At 68.5% G+C, this 25256-nt stretch carries 22 protein-coding genes; 10 read left to right on the top strand and 12 right to left on the bottom strand.

Annotated features, from left to right (window positions below):
• On the top strand, positions 1-900 hold a 900-nt coding region (hemA, locus tag BGN95_RS22155; RefSeq protein WP_286774015.1), incomplete at its 5' end, for a 5-aminolevulinate synthase.
• Between the two features lie 88 nt (positions 901-988).
• On the opposite strand, the gene queG is transcribed toward hemA, so the two are convergent.
• Positions 989-2044, bottom strand: coding sequence for a tRNA epoxyqueuosine(34) reductase QueG (queG, locus tag BGN95_RS22150; RefSeq protein WP_286774014.1), 1056 nt, complete (start codon positions 2042-2044; stop codon positions 989-991).
• Positions 2045-2072: 28 nt separating this feature from the next.
• On the opposite strand from queG, the gene BGN95_RS22145 reads away from it, so the two are divergent.
• The 5 genes from BGN95_RS22145 (at position 2073) to BGN95_RS22125 (ending at position 8115) form a co-directional block, all read left to right on the top strand.
• The gene (locus BGN95_RS22145; RefSeq protein WP_265268522.1) at positions 2073-2990 is read left to right on the top strand and encodes an ABC transporter ATP-binding protein; all 918 of its coding nucleotides are present in this window, start codon (positions 2073-2075) and stop codon (positions 2988-2990) included.
• Positions 2991-3093: 103 nt separating this feature from the next.
• The gene (locus BGN95_RS22140) at positions 3094-4329 is read left to right on the top strand and encodes an ABC transporter permease (protein ID WP_286774013.1); all 1236 of its coding nucleotides are present in this window, start codon (positions 3094-3096) and stop codon (positions 4327-4329) included.
• Positions 4330-4377: 48 nt separating this feature from the next.
• Positions 4378-5619, top strand: coding sequence for a cytochrome P450 (locus tag BGN95_RS22135; protein ID WP_286774012.1), 1242 nt, complete (start codon positions 4378-4380; stop codon positions 5617-5619).
• Between the two features lie 238 nt (positions 5620-5857).
• A complete protein-coding gene (locus BGN95_RS22130) occupies positions 5858-6907 on the top strand; it encodes an aspartate-semialdehyde dehydrogenase (RefSeq protein ID WP_179510917.1) in 1050 nt (349 codons plus the stop codon).
• A gap of 104 nt (positions 6908-7011) precedes the next feature.
• On the top strand, positions 7012-8115 hold the full coding sequence (locus BGN95_RS22125; RefSeq protein ID WP_286774011.1) for a DUF3667 domain-containing protein: 1104 nt from the start codon (positions 7012-7014) through the stop codon (positions 8113-8115).
• A 164-nt stretch (positions 8116-8279) separates the two neighbouring features.
• On the opposite strand, the gene ftsH is transcribed toward BGN95_RS22125, so the two are convergent.
• From ftsH to BGN95_RS22080, 9 genes are all read right to left on the bottom strand, one after another.
• Positions 8280-10247 carry an ATP-dependent zinc metalloprotease FtsH gene (ftsH, locus tag BGN95_RS22120; protein WP_179510920.1) on the bottom strand — a complete coding sequence of 656 codons (1968 nt, stop codon included), beginning with the start codon at positions 10245-10247 and terminating at the stop codon, positions 8280-8282.
• A gap of 62 nt (positions 10248-10309) precedes the next feature.
• On the bottom strand, positions 10310-11407 hold the full coding sequence (gene tilS, locus BGN95_RS22115) for a tRNA lysidine(34) synthetase TilS (protein WP_265313232.1): 1098 nt from the start codon (positions 11405-11407) through the stop codon (positions 10310-10312).
• A 145-nt stretch (positions 11408-11552) separates the two neighbouring features.
• Entirely contained in the window at positions 11553-12485 is a 933-nt protein-coding gene (locus BGN95_RS22110; protein WP_265268527.1) for a tetratricopeptide repeat protein, read from the bottom strand.
• A gap of 198 nt (positions 12486-12683) precedes the next feature.
• Complete coding sequence (locus BGN95_RS22105; RefSeq protein ID WP_286774010.1) at positions 12684-13613, bottom strand: helix-turn-helix domain-containing protein; 930 nt, start codon at positions 13611-13613, stop codon at positions 12684-12686.
• A 171-nt stretch (positions 13614-13784) separates the two neighbouring features.
• The gene (ptsP, locus tag BGN95_RS22100; protein ID WP_179510924.1) at positions 13785-16064 is read right to left on the bottom strand and encodes a phosphoenolpyruvate--protein phosphotransferase; all 2280 of its coding nucleotides are present in this window, start codon (positions 16062-16064) and stop codon (positions 13785-13787) included.
• Positions 16065-16293: 229 nt separating this feature from the next.
• A complete protein-coding gene (gene ruvB, locus BGN95_RS22095) occupies positions 16294-17316 on the bottom strand; it encodes a Holliday junction branch migration DNA helicase RuvB (RefSeq protein WP_265268529.1) in 1023 nt (340 codons plus the stop codon).
• Entirely contained in the window at positions 17313-17912 is a 600-nt protein-coding gene (gene ruvA / locus BGN95_RS22090; RefSeq protein WP_179510926.1) for a Holliday junction branch migration protein RuvA, read from the bottom strand. The genes ruvB and ruvA overlap by 4 nt, the downstream gene beginning before the upstream one ends.
• A 310-nt stretch (positions 17913-18222) precedes the next feature.
• On the bottom strand, positions 18223-18711 hold the full coding sequence (gene ruvC / locus BGN95_RS22085) for a crossover junction endodeoxyribonuclease RuvC (protein ID WP_286774009.1): 489 nt from the start codon (positions 18709-18711) through the stop codon (positions 18223-18225).
• A 125-nt stretch (positions 18712-18836) separates the two neighbouring features.
• Positions 18837-19580, bottom strand: coding sequence for a YebC/PmpR family DNA-binding transcriptional regulator (locus BGN95_RS22080; RefSeq protein ID WP_179510928.1), 744 nt, complete (start codon positions 19578-19580; stop codon positions 18837-18839).
• A 102-nt stretch (positions 19581-19682) separates the two neighbouring features.
• On the opposite strand from BGN95_RS22080, the gene pdxH reads away from it, so the two are divergent.
• Positions 19683-20264, top strand: a complete 582-nt coding sequence (gene pdxH / locus BGN95_RS22075; protein WP_265268532.1) for a pyridoxamine 5'-phosphate oxidase — start codon at positions 19683-19685, stop codon at positions 20262-20264.
• On the top strand, positions 20261-21208 hold the full coding sequence (locus tag BGN95_RS22070) for a cation diffusion facilitator family transporter (RefSeq protein ID WP_179510930.1): 948 nt from the start codon (positions 20261-20263) through the stop codon (positions 21206-21208). Before pdxH ends, BGN95_RS22070 begins: the two co-directional genes overlap by 4 nt.
• A 66-nt stretch (positions 21209-21274) precedes the next feature.
• Here the strand turns inward: BGN95_RS22070 and BGN95_RS22065 are convergent, their stop codons facing one another.
• A complete protein-coding gene (locus BGN95_RS22065; RefSeq protein WP_179510931.1) occupies positions 21275-21631 on the bottom strand; it encodes a hypothetical protein in 357 nt (118 codons plus the stop codon).
• Positions 21628-22296, bottom strand: coding sequence for an EI24 domain-containing protein (locus tag BGN95_RS22060; RefSeq protein ID WP_179510932.1), 669 nt, complete (start codon positions 22294-22296; stop codon positions 21628-21630). The genes BGN95_RS22065 and BGN95_RS22060 overlap by 4 nt, the downstream gene beginning before the upstream one ends.
• Positions 22297-22488: 192 nt before the next feature.
• On the opposite strand from BGN95_RS22060, the gene BGN95_RS22055 reads away from it, so the two are divergent.
• Together BGN95_RS22055 and hrpB are read left to right on the top strand one after the other, a co-directional pair.
• A complete protein-coding gene (locus BGN95_RS22055) occupies positions 22489-23487 on the top strand; it encodes an adenosine kinase (RefSeq protein WP_179510933.1) in 999 nt (332 codons plus the stop codon).
• Positions 23477-25256: ATP-dependent helicase HrpB (hrpB, locus tag BGN95_RS22050; RefSeq protein WP_502688334.1), on the top strand; the 1780-nt coding region annotated here is incomplete at its 3' end. The genes BGN95_RS22055 and hrpB, both read left to right, overlap by 11 nt.

Raw genomic sequence — 25256 nt, 5'->3', positions numbered from 1 at the left:
AAGGAAGGCGCGCTGCTTTTCACCTCGGGCTATGTCTCGAACGAGGCGACGCTGGCGACGGTGGCGAAGGTGCTGCCGGGCTGCATCATCTTTTCGGACGAGCTCAACCACGCCAGCATGATCGCGGGGATCCGCAATTCGGGCTGCGAGAAGCATGTCTTCCGCCACAACGATCTGGCGCATCTCGAGGAATTGCTCGCCGCGGCCGATCCGTCGCTGCCCAAGCTGATCGCGTTCGAGAGCGTCTATTCGATGGAGGGCGACGTCGCGCCGATTGCGGCGATCTGCGACCTGGCCGACAAATATAATGCGCTGACCTATCTCGACGAGGTCCATGCCGTCGGGATGTACGGCGCGCGCGGCGGCGGGATTTCCGAGCGCGACGCGGTGGCCGATCGGCTGACGATCATCGAGGGCACGCTGGGCAAGGCGTTCGGCGTGATGGGCGGCTATATCGCCGCCGACAAGGTGATCATCGACGTGATCCGCAGCTATGCGCCGGGGTTCATCTTCACCACCTCGCTGTCGCCGGTACTGGTGGCGGGGGTGCTGGCGAGCGTGCGTCACCTCAAGCAGAGCTCGGTCGAGCGCGACGGGCAGCACGAAGCCGCCGCGAAGCTCAAGGCGATGTTCGTCGAGGCCAATCTGCCGGTGATGCTGGGCGAGACGCATATCGTCCCGGTGCAGGTCGGCGATCCGGTGAAGGCGAAGAAGATCAGCGATATCCTGCTCGCCGAATATGGAATCTACGTCCAGCCGATCAATTACCCCACCGTGCCGCGCGGCACCGAACGGCTGCGCTTCACCCCCGGCCCGACGCATAGCGAAGCGATGATGCGCGAGCTGACCCAGGCGCTGGTCGAGATCTGGGACCGGCTGGAGATGCGCAAGGCGGCGTGAGGGGTTAACGCCCTATCGCCGTTCGCCCTGAGCTTGTCGAAGGGCTGCACTTCTTTCCGCGGAAGAAAAGGGCAGGGCTTCGACAAGCTCAGCCCGAACGGGGATGGGCAAGCCTTTCCATCGCCCAACCCGCCGCCTCGCGCACCACCTCGTTCGGGTCGTCGAGCAGCGGCGCCACCGCCGCCTGCAATCCGGCGTCCCCGCTATTCCCCGCCGCGATCAGGCAGTTGCGCATCATGCGATCGCGCCCGATGCGCTTGATCGGCGATCCCGAAAACACCTGGCGGAACGTCGCATCGTCGAGCGCGAGCAATTCGGCGAGCCGCGGCGCGGCGAGTTCCGCGCGCGGCAGGAAGGCGCGGTTGGCGCGCGCCGCTTCGGCGAATTTGTTCCACGGGCAGGCGGCGAGGCAATCGTCGCAGCCGTAGATGCGGTTGCCCAGCGCCGCGCGGAATTCCACCGGGATCGGCCCGGCGTGCTCGATCGTGAGATAGGAGATGCAGCGCCGCGCATCGAGCCGATAGGGCGCGGGAAAGGCATCGGTCGGGCAGGCGCGCTGGCACGCGTCGCACGAGCCGCACCGGTCCCGCCCCGCCACGTCGGGCGTCAGCGACAGCGTGGTGTAGATCGCGCCGAGAAACAGCCAGCTCCCGTCGGTGCGGCTGACGAGATTGGTGTGCTTGCCCTGCCAGCCGAGCCCGGCGGCCGCTGCCAGCGGCTTTTCCATCACCGGCGCGGTATCGACGAATACCTTGAGATCGCCCCCCGCCTCCGCGACCAGCCAGCGCGCGAGCGCCTTGAGCGCCTTCTTGACGATATCGTGATAATCGACCCCCTGCGCATAGACCGAGATCCGCGCGCGCGCGGTTTCGCCCGCCAGCCGCATCGGGTCCTCGCGTGGGGCATAGCTCATCCCGAGCGCGATCACGCTTTGCACCTCGGGCCACAATGCCGCGGGGCTTTCGCGCTGATGCGCGCGCGTCTCCATCCACAGCATGTCGCCGTGCGCGCCCTCGGCGAGCCATTGGTGCAGTCGTTCGGCGGTGCGCGGCGCGGCATCGGCGCGCGCGATGCCGCAGGCGGCGAAACCGAGCTCGGCCGCCTTCTCCTTCAGTCGAATGTCGAGGGGAGTATTTACTTCCACCTTTTCCCGCTAGCACATGGAGGAGAGCATGAGCGACACTCCAGCGATCACCGCCACTGGCCTCGTCAAGCGTTTCGGCGGACGGCGCGTCGTGGACGGCGTCGATCTCATCGTTCCCCAGGGGATGGTCTATGGCGTGCTCGGCCCCAATGGCGCGGGCAAGACGACCACGCTGCGGATGCTGCTCGGCATCATCGAGCCCGACGAGGGCAGCCGCACGCTGCTCGGCTATGGGCATCCGCGCGCGGCGAGCGATCTCGTCGGCTATCTCCCCGAGGAGCGGGGACTCTATCCCGCGATGAAGGCGCGCGAGGCGATCGCCTTCATGGGCGCGCTGCGCGGGCTGCCCTGGGCCGAGGGGCGGCGGCGCGCGGTGGCGATGCTCGAGGCGAACGGCCTCGGCCATGCTGCCGATCAGAAGATTCGCAAGCTTTCGAAGGGGATGGCGCAGCTCGTTCAATTGCTCGGCTCGGTCGTCCACCAGCCCGAGCTGATCGTGCTCGACGAACCCTTCTCCGGGCTCGATCCGGTCAATCAGGAGCGGCTGGAGGCGCTGATCCTCGCCGAGCGCGATCGCGGCGCGACGATCCTGTTCTCGACGCATGTCATGGCGCACGCGCAGCGGCTGTGCGACCGGCTGGCGATCATCGCAGGCGGCACCCGCCGTTTCGAGGGGACGGTGGAGGAAGCGCGCGCGCTGCTGCCGCAGCAGGTGCATTATGTGCCGCATTTCCCCGATGCGGCGATCCGCGCGCAATTGCCGCCCGATGCCGTGCCGGCGGGGGAGGGGTGGCGGTTCGAATTGCCGCGCGACGGGATCGAAGGCCTGCTCCGCCGGCTGATCGATGCGGGCTACGGCATTTCCGGGCTGTCGATCGAACGCCCCGGCCTCCACGAGGCGTTCGTCCGCATCGTCGGCGATGCCGCGCGGGAGGAGGTAGCGTGAGCCACGCCCGCTTTCCCGCACCCGCTTGTGTCCCCGCGAAGGCGGCGACCCAGTCTGGGTTCCCGCCTTCGCGGGAGCACATCTCGTTCGTCGGAATGTCGGCATGAGGCTCCCCCGCGCGCTCCGCCAGACGCTGACGATCGCCCGGCGCGATTTCGTCGCGACGGTATTCACCCCGATCTTCCTCCTGTTCCTGCTCGCGCCGGTGATCATGGGGTCGTTCGCGACGATCGGCAGCCTGGGGGCGATGAACGCGTCTGCCGGATCGGCAGCCAAGGCGCGGCTGGTGGCGATCGCCCCCGCGCGCGAGGCGGCGTTGCTGCGCGATGCCGATGCCGCGCTCCGCCCGTTGTTCCCGCGCGATGCCCGTCCGCCGACGCTCGAGATTCGCGCGCCGTCGGGCCATGCCGCCGCGCCGCGCGAGATGCTCGCCAGCGCCGGCACCGATGTCGAGGCGGTGCTGACCGGGCCGCTCGATCGCCCGCAGATCGTGCGCGCCGGCGATGCGCGGCACGATGCGGCCTATCTCGCCGCGCTTGCCGATCGCGCGTTGCGCATGTCGCGCGATCCGGCGGCGCGCTCCGTCCCGGAGATCAGCATCGCGCCGCGCGGCGCGCCGAGCGCGGGCGGGCGCAGCGCCTCCGGGTTCCTCGCGGTGTTCGGGGTGTTCTTCCTCACCCTGTTCCTGTCGGGGCAGGTGGTCGGGACGATGGCGGAGGAGCGCAACAACAAGGTGATCGAGGTGCTCGCCGCCGCAGTGCCGCTGGAAAGCGTATTCCTCGGCAAATTGCTCGGCATGTTCGGGGTGGCGGCGATGTTCGTCGCTTTCTGGGGCGTGGTGCTGAGCCAGATCGGCGCGATGCTGCCGGACGGGCTCGATGCCTTTACCCCGGCGGTCGGGCTGGTGCCGTTCGCCTTGCTGTTCGTCGCTTATTTCACGATGGCCTATCTGTTGCTCGGCTCGGTGTTCCTCGGGGTCGGCGCGCAGGCCTCGACGATGCGCGAGATCCAGATGCTGTCGCTGCCGATCACGATCGTGCAGGTCGCGATGTTCGGTCTCTCCTCCGCCGCCGCCGCGAACCCCGATGCGCCGATCGCGCTGGTCGCGGCGGTGGTACCGCTGTCTTCGCCCTTCGCGATGGCGGGGCGCGCCGCGATCGAACCGGAAATCTGGCCGCATCTGCTCGCGCTCGGCTGGCAGGCCTTGTGGGTGGCGATCTTCATCATGATCGGCGCGCGGCTGTTCCGCCGCGGCGTGCTGCAATCGGGCAGTCCGGCCGGCGCGTGGCGCAAACTGTTCGGCCGATCCGGCCGGACCCGCGAGCGCGTCGGCTATTGACATTTGTGTCAGCTATGGCTTTCCTTGTGCCAGGATGAGGAGATAGCCATGGCTACGTTGGCGACGAACGCGCTCGAAACCTTTGACGTCGATCCGCTCGATGTCAGCCGGGCGGAGCTGTACCGCGACGATACGTGGCACGAACCCTTTGCAAAACTGCGCGCAACCGCGCCGGTCTATAAGACCGAGCATTCGGCCTATGGCACCTATTGGTCGGTCTCCACCTACAAGCCGATCGTCGAGGTCGAGTCGCTGCCCGATCTCTATTCGTCCGAAGCGGGGGGCATCACGCTCGCCGACTTCATCGAGGATTCGGACGTGCGCATGCCGATGTTCATCGCGCGCGATCGCCCGGTGCACACCGGCCAGCGCCGCACCGTCTCGCCGGCGTTCACCCCGTCGGAAATGGTGCGCATGTCGGCGGATATCCGCCGCCGCACCGAGGAGGTGCTCGATAGCCTGCCGTGGGGCAAGGAATTCGACTGGGTCGATACCGTCTCGATCGAGCTGACCACCCAGATGCTGGCGATCCTGTTCGATTTCCCGTGGGAGGATCGCCGCAAGCTGACCTTCTGGTCGGACTGGGCGGGCGATATCGAACTGGTCAAGAGCGAGGAGCTGCGCAAGCAGCGGCTCGAATATATGTATGAATGCGGGGCCTATTTCCAGAATCTGTGGAACCAGAAGGTCGGCAAGCCGCAGACGCCGGATCTGATCAGCATGATGATCCATTCGGACGCGATGAGCCACATGGATCATTTCGAATTCATCGGAAACCTGATCCTGCTGATCGTCGGCGGCAACGATACGACGCGCAACACGATGTCGGGGCTGGTCTATGGCCTCGACCAATTCCCCGACGAGCGCGCCAAGCTCGAGGCGGATCCGGCGCTGATCCCCAATGCGGTGAGCGAAACGATCCGCTGGCAGACCCCCTTGTCGCACATGCGCCGCACCGCGACCGCGGATACCGAGCTGATGGGGCAAGAGATCAAGGCCGGCGACAAGCTCGCGCTCTGGTATATCTCCGCCAATCGCGACGAGACGGTGTTCGGCGGGGATGCCGACAAGCTCGTGGTCGATCGCCCGAATGCGCGGCGCCATCTCGCCTTCGGGCACGGCATCCACCGCTGCGTCGGCGCACGGCTGGCCGAATTACAGGTCGGCATCCTGATGGAGGAAATGGCCAAGCGCCGGATGCGGGTGAACCTGACCGGCGGGGTCGAGCGCGTCTCGGCCTGCTTCGTCCACGGCTATCGCAAGATGCCGGTCGAACTCACCAAATACTGACCGCCGGGACACAAAATTACGATTTACAGACCTGCGCGGACACGATATCGGTCCGCGTGATGTTTCAGATGGTCAAAACCATTAGCACCAAGCCGACCCGCGCGAGCGGGGCGGTCTGGTCGTGCTGACGGTTTAACCCCAGGCCACCGGACACAGCCCCGCCGAAGCGCGGGGCGGCCTTGAACGACAAGTCCGAAACCAACCCCGCGCCTCCGCTCAAGACAGGAGACGCGTTTCAATGACCTCTTTCCGCACCTCGCCCGATCGCCTCAATGTCGGTGTCGTCGGCGCCACCGGCCTTGTCGGCGGCATGATGCTGTCGCTGCTCGCCGAGCGCAATTTCCCGCTGACCTCGCTGCGGCTGTTCGCCTCGGCACGCTCGGCGGGCTCGACGCTGCCGTTCCGCGGCGCTGAGATCGTGGTCGAGGATGCGGAGACCGCCGATTTCGCCGGGCTCGATATCGTCTTCTTTTCCGCCGGGGGCTCCACCTCGAAGGCGCTGGCCGGCAAGGTCGCGGCGGCGGGCGGCGTGGTGATCGACAATAGCTCGGCGTGGCGCGGCGATCCCGAGGTTCCGCTGGTTGTCGCCGAGGTCAACCCGGAGGCGCTGCGCGAACTGCCCAAGGGGATCATCGCCAACCCCAATTGCACGACGATGGCGGCGATGCCGGTGCTCAAGCCGCTCCACGATGCGGCGGGGCTCAAGCGGATCGTCGCGAGCACCTATCAGGCGGTGTCGGGCGGCGGGATGGAGGGCGTCAACGTCCTGCACCGCCAGATCGTCGCGGGCGCCGAGGGGAGCGCCGCGCTGGCGCGGGACGGCGGCGCGGTCGATCTCGGCGAGCCGGAAAAGTGGGCGGTGCCGATCGGCTATAACGTCGTCCCGCTCAATTATGTGATGGCCGAGGAAGGCTATACCGAGGAGGAGATCAAGCTGCGCGACGAGAGCCGCAAAATCCTCGGCATTGCCGGATTGGCGGTCTCCGCGACCTGCGTGCGCGTCCCGGTGTTCACCGGCCACTCGCTCTCGATGAACGTCGAATTCGAGCGGCCGATCACCCCGGCGCAGGCGACCGAATTGCTCGCGCATGCGCAAGGGGTCGAGCTGGCCGAGGTGCCCAACCCGCTCGACGCGACCGGCAAGGACCCGGTGTTCGTCGGTCGCGTGCGCCGCGATCCCACCGTCGCGCACGGCCTCGCGCTGTTCGTCGCGGGGGACAATCTGCGCAAGGGCGCCGCGCTCAATGCGGTGCAGATCGCCGAAGTGCTGCTCGAACAGGGGCGGTGAGATCGCCGACGGTGAAGCCTCGGCGGTGATGCCGGGGCTTCGCTATCCCTTTGCCAAGCCCGCGTGCCGGCGGTATTTCCCGCCGGCGAAAAAGGGGGGCAGGGATGACAGGGATCGAAGCGGGCGCGGATATCGCCACCGGGGCGTTGATCGCGCGCGCGGTCGAGCCGGCGGAGGATCGCGCCGCGCACGGCGGCCACGATAGCGGGGTCTGCCTCAATTGCGGCACCACGCTGATCGGCACGCATTGCCACGCCTGCGGCCAGGCGGGGCATGTCCATCGCACGCTCGGCGCGATCGGGCACGATATCGCGCACGGCGTGTTCCATTTCGACGGCAAGATCTGGCGTACCTTGCCGATGCTCGCGTTTCATCCGGGCGATCTCACGCGGCGCTATATCGCGGGCGAGCGGATGCGCTTCGTCTCGCCGCTGGCGATCTTCCTGTTCGCGGTGTTCCTGATGTTCGCGATCGTCGCCAGCCTGCCCGGCTGGCATATGGACGGCGGGAATTTCCTCAAGCCCGGGGTCAACGGCGGGATCATGCAGGCGCGCGCCAAGCTCGCCGAGGAGAACAGGCGCGCCGCCGCGATGGCGAACGAGGCGCGCGCCAAGCTGGCCAAGGAACAGCGCAAGGCCGATCCCGATCAGGCCCGCATCGCCACGCTGCAGCAGCGGATCGGCAAGGCCGACGAAGCCGCGCGCACGATCGGCAATGCGCAGAAAGTGCTCGGCGGCCCGCCGGGCGCCGCCGCCGCCGAAGCACCGCTGCCCGACGAAAATTGGTTCGAGGCCAGGATGCGCCACGCGCGCGAGAACCCCGAGCTGCTGCTCTACAAGATGAAGAACAGCGCGTATAAATACAGCTGGGCGCTGATCCCGATCTCGCTGCCGTTCGTGTGGCTGCTGTTTCCGTTCAGCCGGCGCTACGGGCTGTACGACCATGCGGTGTTCACCACTTATTCGTTGACCTTCATGTCGCTGCTGACGGTGGTGCTGGCGGTGCTCGCCGCGGCGGGGGTGCCCGAATGGATGCTGTGGACCGCGGCGGGCATCATCCCGCCGGTGCATATCTACAAGCAATTGAAGGGCGCCTATCGCCTGAGCCGCCTGACGGCCGGCATCCGCACCGCGCTGCTGAGCCTGATGATCCTGTGCGGGGTGATCCCGATCTTCTCGGTGCTGCTGGTTTATATGGGGGTGGGGTAGGGCGCATCGGCTCCGCCCACCGTCATCCCAGCGCAAGCTGGGATCGCGTGCCGCAGGCGTCGCCCTTGCCGCCCGAGATCCCAGCTTGCGCTGGGATGACGGGGATCAACAAAAAACCCCGGCGGGTTACGCCGGGGTTTTTCGTTTCAGTCTCGTCCGCCCGGTCAGGTCCCGGCGGGCGAGGGGTTACCGAATGGCCCGGTCGGCCGCCGCGTCTTGGGCACCGAGGTGCCCGCCGCCGCGACGATCGTCGTCTTGGGGCCGTTGTCGATCCGCCCGATTTCCTCGCCGGCGATCAGCTTCTTGATCTCGTCGCCGGTCAGCGTCTCATATTCGAGTAGCGCCCCGGCCAAAGCGTGGAGCTGGTCGATATGCTCGCTCAGCACCTGCTTGGCGCGGTTCAGCCCGCCCTCGACGATCGAGCGGATCTCGTCGTCGATCAGCTGCTGCGTCTGGTTCGACATCCGCACCGGCTGCGACGCCGAATAACCGAGGAAGCTCTCGCCCTCCGGCTGCGAATATTCGACCGGGCCGACCTTGTCTGACATGCCCCATTTGGTGACCATGTCGCGCGCCAGCCCGGTGGCGTATTGGATGTCGCCCGAGGCGCCCGACGAGACCTTGTCGTAGCCGAAGATCACTTCCTCGGCGACGCGCCCGCCCATCGCCACCGCGAGGTTCGCGTACATCTTGTCGCGGTGATAGCTGTACGAATCGCGCTCCGGCAGCCGCATCACCATCCCCAAAGCGCGGCCGCGCGGGATGATCGTCGCCTTGTGGATCGGGTCCGACGCGGTTTCGTGGAGCGCGACGATCGCGTGCCCCGCCTCATGATAGGCGGTCATGCGCTTCTCGTCCTCGGTCATCACCATCGAGCGCCGCTCGGCGCCCATCATGACCTTGTCCTTGGCTTCCTCGAACTCGGCCATCGCGACGAGCCTTTTGCCCTTGCGCGCCGCCATCAGCGCCGCCTCGTTGACGAGGTTGGCGAGATCGGCGCCCGAGAAGCCCGGCGTCCCGCGCGCGATCGTGCGGCTGTCGACGTCGGGCGCCAGCGGCACCTTCTTCATATGGACTTCGAGGATCTTGACGCGCCCTTCGATATCCGGGCGCGGCACCACGACTTGCCGGTCGAACCGGCCCGGGCGCAGCAAAGCCGGATCGAGCACGTCGGGGCGGTTGGTCGCGGCGATGATGATGATGCCTTCGTTCGCCTCGAACCCGTCCATCTCGACCAGCAGCTGGTTGAGCGTCTGTTCGCGCTCGTCATTGCCGTTGCCGAGCCCCGCGCCGCGATGCCGGCCGACCGCGTCGATTTCGTCGATGAAGACGATGCACGGCGCCGATTTCTTGGCCTGTTCGAACATGTCGCGCACGCGGCTCGCGCCGACGCCGACGAACATCTCGACGAAGTCCGAGCCCGAAATGGTGAAGAAGGGCACCCCCGCCTCGCCGGCGATCGCGCGGGCGAGCAAGGTCTTGCCGGTGCCGGGCGAGCCGACCAGCAACGCGCCCTTGGGAATCTTGCCGCCCAGCCGCGCGAATTTCGACGGGTCCTTCAGGAATTCGACGATTTCCTGCAATTCCTCGCGCGCTTCGTCGATGCCGGCGACGTCGTCGAAGGTGACCTTGCCCTCTTTCTGCGTCAGCATCCGCGCGCGGCTCTTGCCAAAGCCCATCGCGCCCGATCCGCCGCCCTTCTGCATCTGGCGCATCACGAAGAAGGCGATGCCGAGGAACAGCAGGAAGGGCAGGGCCTGGACAAGCACATATTGCCAGATCGACGGCGATTCCTCCGGCCGCCCCGAAATCGCCACGCTCGCCTTGCGCAGGCGATCGGTGAGCTGGGGATCGGTGACCGGATAGGTCTTGAACTTGTCACCCGACTTGAACGTGCCGGTGATGAGGTCGCGGCTGACGTTGACCTCCTTCACGGTCCCTTCGTCGACCTTGTCGAGGAAGGCCGAATAGGCGATCGTATTGCCCTGCGGCGCGGGCGTCTTGCCGTCGAACAGCGTGACGACGAGCGCGAGCGCGAGCAGAATGCCGACCCAGATCAGCAGACTCTTCATCCACGGATTGGGGCCGCCGCCGCTATTCTCGGGGCCGGGCTGCTTGTCCTTGTCGATCATACGCTACCTTTCACCGCCCCAATGTAGGCGACGGGAGGTTAATGGCAATGGAACAACCTCGATCAAGCTGATCGACGCGGCGGCGCTTTGGTAACCGTCCAGATTTCGCCGTGCGGTGTCAGCATCACGCCGGCCTGTGTAGCCGATGTTCCCGCGGCGAGCGAGTCGAGCAGCGGCTCGATATTGGCGGCATCGCTCCATTCGGGGACGGTAATGGCGTGACGCGCACGCGTCTCGCCGATCGCGCGGCGGGCGAGACGGCGGCGCAGCTCGCGGGGGAGGTCGCTGACATCGAGGGTGAGGGGTGATTCTTCCGCGGCACCCTTCGCCGTCATGCCGGGCTCGACCCGGTATCCAGAGCCACGAAGGTCACCGTCTGCTGCGCCGGATACCGGGTCGAGCCCGGCATGACGATGCGGGGTCGGATCGCGCGTGCGCTCGGCCCACAGTCGGTCGGTGACGAAGACCAGCGCCGCCTCCGCTTCAGCCAGCGCGGCGGCGGATCGGGCGAGCGCGATGGGATCGAGCGCCGGGGTCTCGGCGAGCAGAGCGCGGAAGCGGGTGCGGTCGTGGCGCGCGTCGGCGTTGCTGGGATCGTCGACGAACGGTACGCCGGCGTCGGTGGCGATGCGGCGCAGATCGTCGCGCCGCCAGCCGAGCAACGGGCGCAGGACCGGGAAACCCGCGATCGTGGCGCGCGCGCGTACCCCCGCGAGCCCCGCCGCGCCGGACCCGCGCACGGCGCGCATCAGAAAGGTCTCGGCCTGATCGTCGGCGTGATGTGCGGTGAGCAGGGCGAGCGCGCCGGCGTCGCGTGCCCAGCGCGCGAGCAAAGCATAACGCGCCTCGCGTGCCTGCGCCTGGATGCTGGCGCCGGCGATCGGCGCCTCGGGCGTCAGGATCGTGTGAGGAACCGCCAGCGCGGCGCAATATGCGGCGACCATCGCCGCCTCATCGGCCGCCGCGACGCGGAGGCGGTGGTCGACCGTCGCCGCGACGATCTGCCCCGGCAGCGCGGCATATGCGAGCGTGAGCAGCGCCATACTGTCCGCCCCGCCCGACACCGCGATCGCCAGCCGTCCGGTGGCTTCGAGGCGCGCGAGATCGGCGCGGAAGCGATCGAGGTCGGCAGGGGCGATCATCGGCACCTGGGATGTCATGCGCAAAAAATATCCGTTCGCCCTGAGCTTGTCGAAGGGCTGCCCTGCTTGGCGAGGAAGGGCAGGGCTTCGACAAGCTCAGCCCGAACGGGATAAGCGGTTTTACCCTAATGTGAGGCGCCGTGTTCTGGGGCGCCCCACCCGCTCACTTGCACTTCGCCGCGGTGCGCGCGCGCTCGATATCGCCGCGCATCTGCGTGCTGATCTTTGCGCCATAGACGTCGCTCAGCTCGCCATAGACCTTGCAGGCATCGGCCGGCTTGTTGAGCTTCATCAGCGACTGGCCGAGATAATAAAGGCTCTCCGGCGCGCGCTCGCCGTCGGGCATCTTCTTGTAATTGTCGTAGAAAGCGATCGAGGCGAGGCTCGGCTTGCCGTCGTCGAGATAGGTGCGGCCAATCAGATATTGCGCATAGCTGGCGCGGCGCGAGCGCGGATAATCCGCCACCACCTTTTTGAGCTGGGTCACCGCCTCGGGGTAGAGCTTCGCATTCCACAGCCGGTAGCCGTAGATATAATCGTCCTCGTCGGGCTGCGACGTATTGGGCTTTTCGATCGCCGCGAGCCGCCCGGCGCGCGCCGGATCCTTGCCCGCCTGAGCGGGCGCGGCGGGGGCCGGCGGCGGCGTGGTCGGCTTGCGCCCCGGCGGCGGCGCGGCGCCTGGTTCCTCACCGCCGCCGATGCCGCCGGCGACCGGCGCGGCGCCCGCGCCCCCGGCGATCTTCGCGTCGGTTTCCTTGCGATAGGCGGTGAACTGCTCCTCGAGCTGGCGCATGCGATATTGCGTCTGCTCGACCTGCCCGGTCAGGTTGGTGACCTGCTGTTCGAGCAGATTGACCCTTTGGGTAAGGTCGGCGAGCGGCGCGGTCGCGGGGGAGCCGATCTCGCGCCCCGGCGGCGGGGCGGCGGTGATCTGCGGCTCGACCGAGGGCGGCAGGCCGTTGCCCGGAAACACCTTGCGCTGCACCGCGCGCATTTCGCTTTCGAGCCGCCCGACGCGGCCCTCGAGCCCTGATTGCGCGAAGGCCGGCGCCGCCACGCAGATCGCCGCGCCCGCCAACAACACCAAATTACGCATGTTCATCCCCTAGAGCGTCGTGCGCAAAACCTAATCCGCCCCGGCCTGCGCCGGGGCGGAGGTCGCTAACTTGTGTCCCCGCGAAGGCGGGGACCCAGTCTGGGCTCCCGCCTTCGCGGGAGCACAATGAGGTTTCGGTGTGATCCCGATCAAACGCACGATGCCCCACCGCGCGGACGCGGTCTGTCAGCAAGGGCTTCATTGCCCCGGCGGCGTACCGGCCGGTGCCGCGCTATTGGCGGCCGGCGCGGGGGCTGCCGGTTTCGGATCGGTAAAGGCCGCCGGGCGCGCCGGGGTCGATGTCGGTGCGGCGGCGGCGCCGGCGGCCGGGGCCGCGGCCGGCGTGCCGGAGACGCGCGCCGAAAGCGCCGCGGCGCTCACCGCGATGCCCTTGATCGGGCGCGATCCGTCGCCGAGCGGCGGCAGCGCCGAGCCGTTGAGCGTCACGGTCAATTTGTCGGGGCGGCCGACGTTGATCTTGGGATCCTTGGCGTCGGCCGGCACGTCGAACTTGTCGCCGGCCTTCATCGTGCCGAGGTACAATGTCTTGTCGTCGGCGTCATAGACGCGCAGCCACACCGCATCGGTCGCGGTGAGCGTGACATGCCCGCTGGCGGGGTTCTGCGCCGCGGCCGGGGTGGCGGTCGGCACCGGGGCGACCACCGCGGGGGCGCTGGCGACGCTCGCGCTCTCCGCGCCGCCGCTGTTGCGCCACATGCCGACCGCGAACCACAGCACCGCGAGCACGACCACCGCGAGCGCAACACCGGCGGCGACGATCACCACCCCGCGCGAGGGCACCCGTGCCGGATCGGCGATCTCATAGGGCTGATATTGCGCGACCGGCCGGCCGATCCGCGCCACTTCCTCGCGCGTGTCGCGCGCCAGCGACACCTCGTCCTCGCCCACCGTGCGGGCATAAGCGCGCACGAACCCCACCGCATAAGTGGGGGAGGGGAGGGAATCGTAGCTGCCGTTCTCGATCGCCTCCAGATGCCGCAGCGGGACGCGGGTGCGCGCCGCAATCTCCGCCAGCGCAAGCTTTTGCTTTTCGCGCGCACTCCGCAGCCGCTCGCCGACCGAGCGGGGAATAAGCGCATTCTGTTCGCCGTTTGCGGCGTCGGTCATGGAAGTCTCCGGCGCGGGCAACGCTCCCTTGCCCGCGATTTTTTCCACCTGTCCCAAAGCCCGACAAGCGTGTCAATCGGGCGGGCCGACGATTGGGACGGATCGACCCAAGTTCCGCGCTTTTCTACCCGTCGCCATACCGGGGCTGACCCGGCACGGCGGCGCGGAAACTCACCCTAATTCGATCCGCTGCGCCGCGGCGAATTCGCTCAGCGCGCCGCGGAAATCACGCGGACCGCTGGCGAGCAGCCGCTGCATCTCCGCGACCACCGCGGCGTGATCGAGCGAACGGACCATCGCCTTGATCGGCCCGACCGCCGCGGGGGTGATCGACAACCGTTCGATCCCCAGCCCGATCAGCGCCATCGCCTCCAGCGGACGCCCGCCCATCTCGCCGCACACCGTCAGCGTCACCCCCGCCGCACGTGCCGGCGCGACGACGCTCGCGACGAAGCGCAGGATCGATGTCGAGAGCCAGTCGTAGCGCTCGGCGAGCTTGGGATTGGCGCGATCGGCGGCGAACAGGAATTGCGTAAGATCATTGGTGCCGACCGACAGGAATTGCAGCTTGGGCAGCAGCAGATCGAGCTGATAGGCAAGGCTCGGCACTTCGAGCATCGCGCCGTAGCGGATCTCGTTGGGCAGGCGGCGGCCGCGCCGCGTCAGCCAGTCGCGCTGCGCCTCGAACAGGTCGCGCGCCTCGTCGAATTCCCACGCTTCGGAGACCATCGGGAACATCACGTTGAGCGTGCGCCCGGCGGCAGCCTCGAGCAGCGCGCGCGCCTGCACCTTCATCAGCCCGTCGCGCTCCAGCCCGAGCCGCAGCGCGCGCCACCCCATCGCCGGGTTTTCCTCGTCGGCGGGATTGTCCTTCAGATAGGGGAGCGCCTTGTCGCCGCCGATATCGATCGTGCGGAACACCACCGGGCGGTCCCCCGCCGCATCGAGCACCTCGCGATACAGCCGCTGCTGCCGCTCGCGCGCGGGGAGGGTGGCGGAAACGAGGAACTGGAATTCGGTGCGGAACAGGCCGATCCCGTCGGCGCCGGTCAGGTCGAGCGACGCCACGTCGTCGCGCAGGCCGGCATTGACCATCACCGTGATGCGCTTCCCGTCGCGGGTTTCCGGCGCGACCTCGCGCAGCGCGGCATAAGCGGCGCGGCGCTTCTGGCGCAGCGCGAGCTTGGCCTCGAACGCCTCCTCCATCGCGCTCGAGGGGCGGACGAGCACCGATCCCTCGCCGACGTCGAGCAGCAGCAGGTCGCCGTCGGCGATCAGCCGCCGCACGTCGCGCACCCGGCCGAGCACCGGCACCCCCATTGCGCGCGCGACGATCGTGACGTGCGCGGTGAGCGAGCCTTCCTCGAGGATCACTCCCTTCAGCCGGCGGCGATCATATTCGAGCAATTCGGCCGGGCCGAGATTGCGCGCGATCAGGATCGTGTCGGTGCGCAGCCCCATTTGCGCCGCGGTGCCCATCTGCCCCGAAACGATCCTGAGCAATCGGTTGGAGAGATCCTCCAGATCGTGCATCCGGTCGGCCAGCAGGGGATCGTCGATCTGGCGCATCCGCTGGCGGGTACGCTGCTGGACGCGCTCGATCGCCGCTTCGGCGGTCAGCCCGGAATCGATCGCCTCGTTGATCCGCCGGCCCCAGCCTTCGTCGTAAGCGAACATCTTATAGGTGGCGAGCACCTCCTCATGCTCGCCGCCGGTGCCGAATTCGGCCTCGCGCGTCATGCGGTCGATCTGCTCGCGCATCTTGTCGAACGCGGCATAGACGCGGTGCCGCTCCGCCTCGATATCCTCGGCGACGGTATGTTCGATCGTGATCCGCGGCTGGTGGAACACGGCATAGCCCGCCGCCATCCCGTCGACCAGCTTCTGCCCCGCGATGCGCACGCTGGCGGTCGATTGCGGGCTCGCCCCGCCGGCGGGGCCGCCGTCGCCGTCGATCAGCCCGGCATTGGCGATCAGTTCGGAAAGGACCATCGCCACCGTCTGCAGCGCTTCGATCTCGACATCGGCATATTTGCGCGCTTCGCTATGCTGGACGGCGAGCACCCCCACCGCCCGTTCGCGGCGGATGATCGGCACCCCGGCGAAGCTGTGGAAACGATCCTCGCCGGTTTCGGGGCGATAGGCGAAATGCGGGTGGCTGGCGGCCTCGTCGAGGTTGAGCACCTCGACATCCTCGGCGATCGTCCCGACCAGCCCCTCGCCCAACGCGAGCTTGGTGACATGGACCGCGCTCGGATCGAGCCCGCGGGTCGCGAACAATTCGAGCACGCCTTCGCGCAGCAAGTAGATCGAACAGACCTCGCTCTCCAGCGCTTCGCCGATAATCTCCGCCACCTGGTTGAGCTTGGCCTGCGCGTTCGAACGCGCGGCCATGACATCGTGGAGGCGGACGAGAATCTCTCGGGCGGAGGCGGCGGCGGAAAGCGGCATAGGGGACAGCTATCAGACCGAAGCCTTGGGTGCCACGCAACATTATGTGCTTTGTAAATTCGAAATGGGTGCTTTGTTCGGGCGTTACTCCCTTCTTCTGCTCCCCTCCCTGGTGAAGGGAGGGATCGGGCGTGGGTTGGCCTGCGAGGAAGCGGATCGGTAACCCCCACCCACCCCCAGCCCCTCCCTTCACCAGGGAGGGGAGCAGAAGAAGAGGGAGGGCGTACGCTCAGTCGAACAACCCGTCCTGCGCCCCCGCGGGCGGGTTGAGCCCGAGGTGCTTCCACCCGCCCGCGTTGAGCATCCGCCCGCGTGCGGTGCGCGCGACGAGGCCGAGCTGGATCAGATAGGGTTCGATCACTTCCTCGATCGTGTCGCGCGGCTCGGACAGGCCGGCGGCGAGCGTTTCCACGCCCACCGGGCCGCCGCGATAAATGTCCGCGATCATCGTCAGATAGCGGCGGTCCATCGCGTCGAGCCCGAGCTGGTCGACCTCCAGCCGGTTGAGCGCGCGATCAGCCGCCTTGGCGTCGACCTCCGCGACCCCGGCGACATTGGCGAAATCGCGCACCCGCCGCAGCAGCCGCCCCGCGATCCGCGGGGTGCCGCGCGCGCGGCGCGCGATCTCCGCCGCGCCGTCGCGCGCGATATGCAGATCGAGCAGCCGCGCCGCGCGCGACACGACATGTTCGAGCTCGTCGATCGTATAGAATTGCAGCCGCACCGGGATGCCGAAACGGTCGCGCAGCGGGGTGGTGAGCAGCCCCTGCCGCGTCGTCGCGCCGACGAGGGTGAAGCGCGGCAGATCGATCCGCACCGATCGCGCCGACGGTCCTTCGCCGATCATCAGATCGAGCGCGCGATCCTCCATCGCGGGATAGAGCACTTCCTCCACCGCGGGCTGGAGGCGGTGGATCTCGTCGATGAACAGCACGTCGCCGTCTTCGAGATTGGTCAGCAGCGCGGCGAGATCGCCCGATTTGGCGATCACCGGCCCCGAGGTGGCGCGGAAGCCGACCCCCATTTCGCGCGCGACGATCTGCGCCAGCGTCGTCTTGCCGAGCCCCGGCGGGCCGAACAGCAGGACATGATCGAGCGCATCGCCGCGCGACTTCGCCGCCTGGATGAACACGCGCAGATTCTCGCGCGCGGCCTTCTGCCCGACGAATTCGTCGAGCGTCTTGGGGCGCAGCGCGGCATCGACATCCTCCGGCCGGCGGGCGGGGGTGATCAGGCGATCGCTGTCGGTCATCGCGCCGCCTTACGCAGCGCGAGCCGCACGAGCGCGTCGAGCGTCGCGCCCGGCCCCAGTTCCTCCTCCGCCGAAGCGACCGCCGCGCTCGCCTCCGCCGGGCGGAAGCCGAGATTGAGCAAAGCCGACACCGCATCCGCCCCTGCGCCGCTCGCCGCCGCCGGCGCAGCGCCGCCGCCCGGGCCGAGCGCGATGCCGCCGGCCTTGTCCTTCAATTCGCGCACGATCCGCTCGGCGAGCTTCGGCCCGACACCATTGGCGCGCGCGACCATCGCCTTATCCTGCGCCGCGATCGCGCGGTTGAGATCGGCGGGTTCGAGCGCGGACAGGATCGCCAGCGCGACCCGCGCGCCGACCCCCTGTACCCCGGTGAGCAGCCGGAACCAGTCGCGCTCCTCGGCACGCGCGAAGCCGACGAGGCGGATGAAATCCTCCCCCACCAGCATCTCGGTGAACAGGATGCACGCCTCGCCGACCGGCCCGATCGCCGCCAATGTGCGCGACGAGGCGCCGACGAGATAGCCGACCCCGCCGACGTCGATCACGGCATAATCAACCCCGGTCGATTCCAGCCGGCCCTTGAGGTGCGCGATCATGAATCGCGGCGGGTGAGAAAGGTGAGGCGCACGCGCATGGCCGGGACATAACCGGAACAGGCGGGCGGCGGAAGCGGCTTTTAATGCCGGGCGTTGCGCATGATCGCACCGCCGTTTCCGCGGTTCGCCGTGATTACAAAGGTTTACTGGCGGTTGATCGCCGGCGATGCGATTATCCGCACTGTAACGACATTCACTTGGCCCCCGGGAGTATGTGGGAGGCACCCCGCCGGTTCGCGCCGGCGGGGTTTTTTTGCGTAGCGCCTGCCTGGTCTCGCTCCCCTCCCTTCCAGGGAGGGGAGAGCCAGCTTCAAACGATCCCCGCGCGCCGGCTGGCAAGGTGATGCGCGTGGGTGATCGCCACCGCGAGCGCGTCGGCGGCGTCGGGCCCGGCGATCTTCGCGCCGGGCAGCAGCCGCGCGACCATCGCGTGAACCTGCGCCTTTTCGGCGTTGCCGACCCCGACCACCGCTTTCTTGACCAGCCGCGCGGCATATTCGCCCGGCTCGATCCCGGCGCGGGCGATCGCGAGCAGCGCGATCCCGCGCGCTTGCCCGAGCTTGAGCGTCGATTGCGGGTTGGCGTTGACGAACACCTCCTCCACCGCCGCGGCATCGGGGGCGTGATCGACGATCAGCGCGGCGAGCACCGAATCGAGATACGCCAGCCGCCGCGCCAGCGGTTCGGCGGTATCGGTGGTGATCTTGCCGTTGGCGATATGCGACAACCGGTTGCCCTCGGCGCGGATCAGCCCCCAGCCGGTCGTGCTCAAGCCGGGATCGACGCCGAGAATGATCAAAGCCCCTCCCCTTCAGGGGAGTTGCCGCCCCGTGTGTCCCCGCGAAGGCGGGGACCCAGTCCCTCGATCACCAGCGTCCTATTCCTTCACCCTGGGTCCCCGCCTTCGCGGGGACACACATGCTCTCAGCCGAGCTTTTCCATCACCTCATCGGAGACTTCGTAATTGCCCCACACCTGCTGGACATCGTCGTCGTCGTCGAGCGTGTCGATCAGCTTGAACAGGGTCGCGGCGTCGCCTTCGTCGACCTGCACGATCGTCTGCGGCCGCCACGCGAGCTTGGCGCCTTCGGGTTCGCCGAGCACCGGCTCGAGCGCGCGTGCGACTTCGTGGAGGTCGGCCTGCGCGGTCCAGATCTCGTGCCCGTCCTCGCTCGACTGGACGTCCTCCGCGCCCGCCTCCAGCGCCGCCTCGAACACCTTTTCCGCGTCGCCCGCGCTCGCCGGATAGGTGATCAGCCCCATGCGATCGAAGCCGTGGCTCACCGAGCCCGACGCGCCGAGGTTGCCGCCGTTCTTGCTTACGGCGGTGCGCACATTGGTCGCGGTGCGGTTGCGGTTGTCGGTCAGCGCCTCGATGATCAGGCTTACCCCGCCGGGGCCGAAGCCCTCGTAGCGCACTTCCTCGTAATTCTCCGCGTCGCCGCGCGTTGCCTTGTCGATCGCGCGCGCGATATTGTCCTTGGGCATCGATGCTGCCTTGGCCGCGTTGACCGCGGCGCGCAGTCGCGGGTTCATGTCGGGATCGGGCGTGCCCATCTTCGCCGCGACGGTGATTTCGCGGCTGAGCTTGGAGAATGCCGCCGAGCGCTTCTTATCCTGCGCGCCCTTGCGGTGCATGATGTTCTTGAACTTGGAATGGCCTGCCATGGGGACTCCGAAAATCTGTGGCCGCCCCTCTAGGCCTCTGACAAGGCGCGCTCAAGACGCGCGCGATGGCAAAGCCCGCGACGCGGCGCTATGTGGGCGCGGATGACCCACGATCCCTTCGCCCTGTTCGATGCCTGGTATGCCGAGGCGCGCGCGAGCGAGCCGAACGATTCCAATGCGATGGCCCTGGCGACCGCCGACGCCGAAGGGCGCCCGTCGGTGCGCATGGTGCTGCTCAAGGGGCATGGCCGCGACGGCTTCGTTTTCTACACCAACCGCGAGGGGCGCAAGGCCGGCGAGCTCGCGGCGAACCCGCATGCCGCGTTGCTGTTCCACTGGAAATCGCTGCGCCGCCAGATTCGCATCGAGGGCGCGGTGACGCTGGCGAGCGATGCCGAGAGCGACGCCTATTTCGCGACGCGCAGCCGCGATTCGCAGCTCGGCGCCTGGGCCTCGGATCAGTCGCGCCCGCTCGATGCGCGCGCCACCTTTGAGGCGCGCTTCGCGGCGATGGAAACGCGCTTCGCCGGGCAGGACGTGCCGCGCCCGCCCTTCTGGGGCGGGTATCGGGTCGTCCCCGAGCGGATCGAATTCTGGCAGGACCGCGCGCACCGCCTCCACGAGCGCCGGCTGTTCCTCCCGGACGGCGCGGGCGGGTGGAGCGAAGGGTTGCTCTACCCATGACCGGCGAGGAACGCCGCCGCATCATCCCCTTGGCGATGCGCGCCGCGCTCGCCAGCGTGGCGATGGCGACCTCGCTGTTGCTGCTCAAGGGTTATGGCGCGTGGCATACCGGATCGGTGGCGATGCTCGGCTCGCTCGCCGATACCGCGCTCGATCTGCTCGCCAGTCTCGTCACGCTCTACGGCGTCAAGCTCGCCGCCGAGCCCGCCGATCACGATCACCGCTTCGGCCACGGCAAGGCCGAGGCGCTTGCCGCCTTGTTCCAGGTCGCGCTGATCACCGCCTCCGCCGCGGCGATCGCCTGGCGCGCGATCGCCGCGCTGCGCAATCCCGAGCCGACCCACGACGCCGGGCTCGGCATCACCGTGTCGGTGCTGGCGATCGCCGCGACGTTGCTGCTGCTGTGGTATCAGCGGCACATCATCCGCCGCACCGGATCGGTCGCGATCATGGCCGACAATTTGCATTACCAGTCGGATGCGCTGCTCAACGGATCGGTGATCGTCGCGCTGGTGCTCGATCAGCTCGTCGGGTGGAGCTGGGCCGATCCGGTGCTCGGCATCGTCATCGCCTTGTGGCTGGCCTGGGGGGCGTTCCAGGCGTCGAGCCAGGCGATCGACCAGCTGATGGACAAGGAATGGCCCGAGGACCAGCGCGCCGCTTATATCGAGGTCGCCGCGCGCTCGCCGGGGATCCGCGGCATCCACGATTTCCGCACGCGCCGCTCGGGCAGCCACGATTTCGCGCAATTCCATATGGAGGTGGCGGCCGACCTGACCGTCGCCGCGGCGCATGAGATCGTCGTCAACGTCGAGCAGCGGCTGCGCGATGCCTTCCCCAAGGTCGAGGTGCTGATCCACCTCGATCCCGAGGGCTATGTCGATACCGACAATCCCTTGGTCGAGGCGGATGTGACGCCGCACTGGTTCGGCAAGCGGATCTAGGCGCTTCCCTACTTTCCCCCTTCCCTTCCCCAGGGAGGGGAGAAAGTAGGGAAGCGGGAAATCCCCCTATTTCCCCCGTCGCGTCAGCGCCGAGACGCAGCTTGCGCGGTCGATCGCGCTGCCGTCGGGCTCGCGCGCGTCGATATAGGTGACGCGCTGTTCGTTGCCGCGCGGATAGAGATAGGCGTCGAGCACGCAGATGCGGCTCTGGAACTGCAGCTTGCGCGCATCGCCCTCGCGCACGTCGGCGTCGGGCTGGCCGAACAATTTGACCAGCGCGGCGGCATCCTGCCCGATCACGCGTTCGAGCCCGCTCGACGTATAGGGCAGGGCGACCGCCGCGGGGGTCGCCGGCGGCGCGGTGGTCGCGGTCGAGGCGCAGCCCGCCAGCAGCACCGCGCCCGCCAAAATCGAAAACCTCATGTCCGTCCCCGGTGGAAGAAATGCGTTGCCATCGCCGCGCCGAGCACCGGCGCGAGGATGTTGAGCAGCGGAACCACGAACAGCCCGGTCGCCGCAAGCCCGAGCAGGAAGCGCCGCGCGCCGTTCGTCCGGCGCCACGCGCGCAATGTCGCCGCATCCATATGCCGCGCCGCGACCATATCGCCGAGATCGCGCCCGAGCAGCCAGCCGTTGACCGCGAAGAACAACGCCGCGGTGCCCACACCGGTGACGAGCAGTACGCCATAGAGCGGGAGCAGCAGCAGGTTGATCGCCACGACCCGCGCCGCCGATCCCAGCCCCATCATCAGCGCGCGATGCAGCGGCACCGGCCGCGCGCTCGCCAGCGCGGCGGGATAATGCCGCGCCTCGACCGCCGCGACCACCTCGTCGGCGAAGATGCCGATCACCGCGATCGCCACCGCGCGGAACAGGAACCAGAAGGCGAGCGCGAGCCCGACGATCGTCGCGGCGGAGGCGATCTCGTCATGCCATTCGCTTTGCGCGAGCCACGTCTCGACGCCCCACCACAAGCCGACGCCGAGCAGCACGAACAGCGCGAGCGTGAGCAACAGGCTCTTGCCCAGCACGCGCAGGATACGCGGATCGCCCAATTGGGCCACCGACAGGGCGAGTGCGCCGAACATTGTCAAAGGGATGCAACGGCAGCAGGCGGTTGCGCAAGATGCGGCGTCCCCCGCATTCCGTTGTGTCCCCGCCTTCGCGGGAGCACAAGGGTGCCGGGGCGCCGACAGTTGCCCTGATCGGCTTTGCCGCTTAACGCACCGCTCGTTTGCGTTCGCCCAACGGCCGCACCCAGAGATTCGGAGACACCCATTTTGACCAGCCCCAATTACGCCGTGGTGGCGATCGGCAATGCGATCGTCGACATCCTCGCCCCCGCCACCGACGAATTCATCGCCGACAACGGGATGACCAAGGGCGCGATGCAGCTCGTCTTCTCCCCCGAGGAAGCCGATGCTCTCTACGCCAAGATGGGGCCGGGGCAGGAGATTTCGGGCGGATCGGCGGCGAACACGATCGCCGGCATCGCCTCCTTGGGCGGCAAGTGCGGGTTCATCGGGCAGGTCGCCGACGACCAGCTCGGCGCGGTCTTCGCGCACGACATCCGCGCCGCGGGCATCCGCTTCGACACCGCGACGCGCCCCGGCCAGCCGACCACCGGCCGCTGCCTGATCTTCGTCACCCCCGACGGGCAGCGCACGATGAACACCTTCCTCGGCGCGTCGCATTATCTCCCCGCCGCGGCGCTCGACCGCGCGCTGATCGCCGATGCGCATTACCTCTATCTCGAAGGCTATCTGTGGGATCCGGAGGAGCCGCGCGCCGCGATGCGCGCCGCGATCGACGTCGCCCGCGCGGCGGGGCGCAAGGTCGCCTTCACGCTCTCGGCCGAATTCGTCATCGAGCGCCACCGCGGCGCGTTCCACGAGCTGATCGACCACGGGCTGATCGATGTTTTGTTCGCCAATGAGGCGGAAATCATGTCGCTCACCGAAACCGCCGATGTCGAGGCGGCGATCGCCGCGGTGCAGGCGAAGGTGCCGTTGCTCGTCGTGACGCTGAGCGAGCGCGGCGCGCTGGCGATCGCGGGCGGGGAGCGCGTCCACGTCCCCGCCGCCCCGGTCGAGAAGGTGGTCGACACCACCGGCGCGGGCGATCTGTTCGCGGCAGGCTTCCTCCACGCGCAGGCCGAGGGGCGCGATCTCGCGCAATCGCTGCGGCTCGGCGCGATCTGCGCGGCCGAGGTGATCAGCCATTTCGGCGCGCGCCCGCAGGTCGATCTGAAGCAGCTCGCGGCGGAGTCTGTTGGCTGACGATCTGCCCATCCACGCCGTTTTGCCCGATCTGCTCGCCGCCCTGCGCGAGCGATCGGCGGCGGTGCTGGTCGCCCCGCCGGGGGCGGGCAAGACCACCGCGGTCGCCCCGGCGCTGATCGCGGAAGACTGGTGCACGGGCGAGGTGCTGCTGCTCTCGCCCCGCCGGCTCGCCGCACGCGCCGCGGCAGAGCGGATGGCGGCGCTCGCCGGGGAGCCGGTCGGGCGGACCTTCGGCTATGCCACGCGGCTCGACAGCAAGCGTTCCGCGCAGACCCGCGTCACGGTGGTGACCGAGGGCATTTTCGTCGCGCGCATCCAGAGCGACCCCGAACTCGCGGGCATCTCCGCAGTGCTGTTCGATGAAGTCCACGAACGCAGCCTCGACGGCGATTTCGGGCTCGCGCTGGCGATCGATGCGCAGGCAGGATTACGCCCTGATCTCAGGTTATTAGCGATGTCGGCGACGCTCGACGGCGCGCGCTTCGCGCGGCTGCTCGGCGACGCGCCGGTGATCGAGAGCGAGGGGCGGAGCTGGCCGCTCGAACTGCGCTACCTGGGCCGCACCGGCGAGACGCGGATCGAAGACGCCATGGCCGCCGCGGTTCGCCAGGCGTTGCGCGAGACGCAGGACGGGGTGCTCGCCTTCCTCCCCGGCGTCGCCGAGATCGAGCGCACCGCCGAGCGGCTGGAGAATATCCCCGGCGTCACGCTCCACAAGCTCCACGGCAGCCTCGATCCCGCCGCGCAGCGCGCCGCGATCCGCGCCGAGCCGGACGGCGCGCGCAAGCTCGTGCTCGCCACCTCGATCGCCGAGACCAGCCTGACGCTCGACGGGATCGGCGTGGTGGTCGATTCGGGGCTGGCGCGCCGCCCGCGTTACGATCGCGCGGCGGGCATGACGCGGCTCGTCACCGAGCGCGCCAGCCAGGCCGCGGTGACCCAGCGCGCCGGTCGCGCCGCGCGCCAGCGGCCGGGGGTCGCCTATCGCTTGTGGGAAGAGGCGGCGACCGCCGGGCTGCCGCGCTTCGATCCGCCCGAAATCCTGGAGGCGGATCTTTCCGCTTTGGTGCTGGCGAGCGCGATCTGGGGGGTCGCCGATCCGCGCGATCTGGCGTGGATCGACGCGCCGCCCGACGCCGCGGTGGCCGAGGCGCGCGCCCGGCTCGCCGCGCTCGATGCGATCGACGCCGACGGCCGCCCCACCGCGCACGGCCGCGCGGTCGCGGTGCTGCCGATGCCGCCGCGGCTCGCGCATATGCTGATCCGCGCCGGGGAGATCGGGCTGGCCGAGACCGCGGCGGAAGTTGCGGTGCTGCTCGGCGAGCGTGGGCTGGGCGGCAACGACCCCGATCTCGAGCTGAGGCTGCGGCGCTGGCGCGGCGATCGCGGGCGCAAGGCGCAGGACGCGCGCGGCCTCGCGGCGCGCTGGGCGCGGCTTGGGCACGTCGCCCCCAACCCCTCGACCGTTCGCCCTGAGCCTGTCGAAGGGCGTCCTGCCGGTCGTGATGTGAAGACGCCCTTCGACAAGCTCAGCGCGAACGGGTCGGGGGATGCGCATGACGCTCCAGCCGATCGCGCCACTCGTGTGAACTTCGTGAACTTTGGCGACGGGCTCGCGACCTGCATCGCCTTGGCCTTCCCCGATCGCGTCGCGCGTCGCCGCGATGCCTCGGGAGAGCGCTGGGCGTCGGTCGGCGGGCGCGGGTTCAGGCTCGACCCGACATCGCCGCTGGCGCGCAACGAATGGCTCGCGGTGGCCGAGACGC

The organism is Sphingomonas sp. 66-10, assembly GCF_001897045.1.
GTDB classification, from domain to species: Bacteria; Pseudomonadota; Alphaproteobacteria; order Sphingomonadales; family Sphingomonadaceae; genus Sphingomonas; species Sphingomonas lycopersici.
This window is presented reverse-complemented; position numbering and strand designations above follow the sequence as displayed.

What these genes read in the sequence shown, in the direction of transcription:
- BGN95_RS22145 (WP_265268522.1), top strand. Translation starts at nt 2,073, where the DNA reads ATGAGCGACACTCCAGCGATCACCGCCACTGGCCTCGTCAAGCGTTTC.
- BGN95_RS22140 (WP_286774013.1), top strand. Translation starts at nt 3,094, where the DNA reads ATGAGGCTCCCCCGCGCGCTCCGCCAGACGCTGACGATCGCCCGGCGC.
- BGN95_RS22135 (WP_286774012.1), top strand. Translation starts at nt 4,378, where the DNA reads ATGGCTACGTTGGCGACGAACGCGCTCGAAACCTTTGACGTCGATCCG.
- BGN95_RS22130 (WP_179510917.1), top strand. Translation starts at nt 5,858, where the DNA reads ATGACCTCTTTCCGCACCTCGCCCGATCGCCTCAATGTCGGTGTCGTC.
- BGN95_RS22125 (WP_286774011.1), top strand. Translation starts at nt 7,012, where the DNA reads ATGACAGGGATCGAAGCGGGCGCGGATATCGCCACCGGGGCGTTGATC.
- ftsH (WP_179510920.1), bottom strand. Translation starts at nt 10,247, where the DNA reads ATGATCGACAAGGACAAGCAGCCCGGCCCCGAGAATAGCGGCGGCGGC.
- tilS (WP_265313232.1), bottom strand. Translation starts at nt 11,407, where the DNA reads ATGACATCCCAGGTGCCGATGATCGCCCCTGCCGACCTCGATCGCTTC.
- BGN95_RS22110 (WP_265268527.1), bottom strand. Translation starts at nt 12,485, where the DNA reads ATGCGTAATTTGGTGTTGTTGGCGGGCGCGGCGATCTGCGTGGCGGCG.
- BGN95_RS22105 (WP_286774010.1), bottom strand. Translation starts at nt 13,613, where the DNA reads ATGACCGACGCCGCAAACGGCGAACAGAATGCGCTTATTCCCCGCTCG.
- ptsP (WP_179510924.1), bottom strand. Translation starts at nt 16,064, where the DNA reads ATGCCGCTTTCCGCCGCCGCCTCCGCCCGAGAGATTCTCGTCCGCCTC.
- ruvB (WP_265268529.1), bottom strand. Translation starts at nt 17,316, where the DNA reads ATGACCGACAGCGATCGCCTGATCACCCCCGCCCGCCGGCCGGAGGAT.
- ruvA (WP_179510926.1), bottom strand. Translation starts at nt 17,912, where the DNA reads ATGATCGCGCACCTCAAGGGCCGGCTGGAATCGACCGGGGTTGATTAT.
- BGN95_RS22080 (WP_179510928.1), bottom strand. Translation starts at nt 19,580, where the DNA reads ATGGCAGGCCATTCCAAGTTCAAGAACATCATGCACCGCAAGGGCGCG.
- pdxH (WP_265268532.1), top strand. Translation starts at nt 19,683, where the DNA reads ATGACCCACGATCCCTTCGCCCTGTTCGATGCCTGGTATGCCGAGGCG.
- BGN95_RS22070 (WP_179510930.1), top strand. Translation starts at nt 20,261, where the DNA reads ATGACCGGCGAGGAACGCCGCCGCATCATCCCCTTGGCGATGCGCGCC.
- BGN95_RS22065 (WP_179510931.1), bottom strand. Translation starts at nt 21,631, where the DNA reads ATGAGGTTTTCGATTTTGGCGGGCGCGGTGCTGCTGGCGGGCTGCGCC.
- BGN95_RS22060 (WP_179510932.1), bottom strand. Translation starts at nt 22,296, where the DNA reads ATGTTCGGCGCACTCGCCCTGTCGGTGGCCCAATTGGGCGATCCGCGT.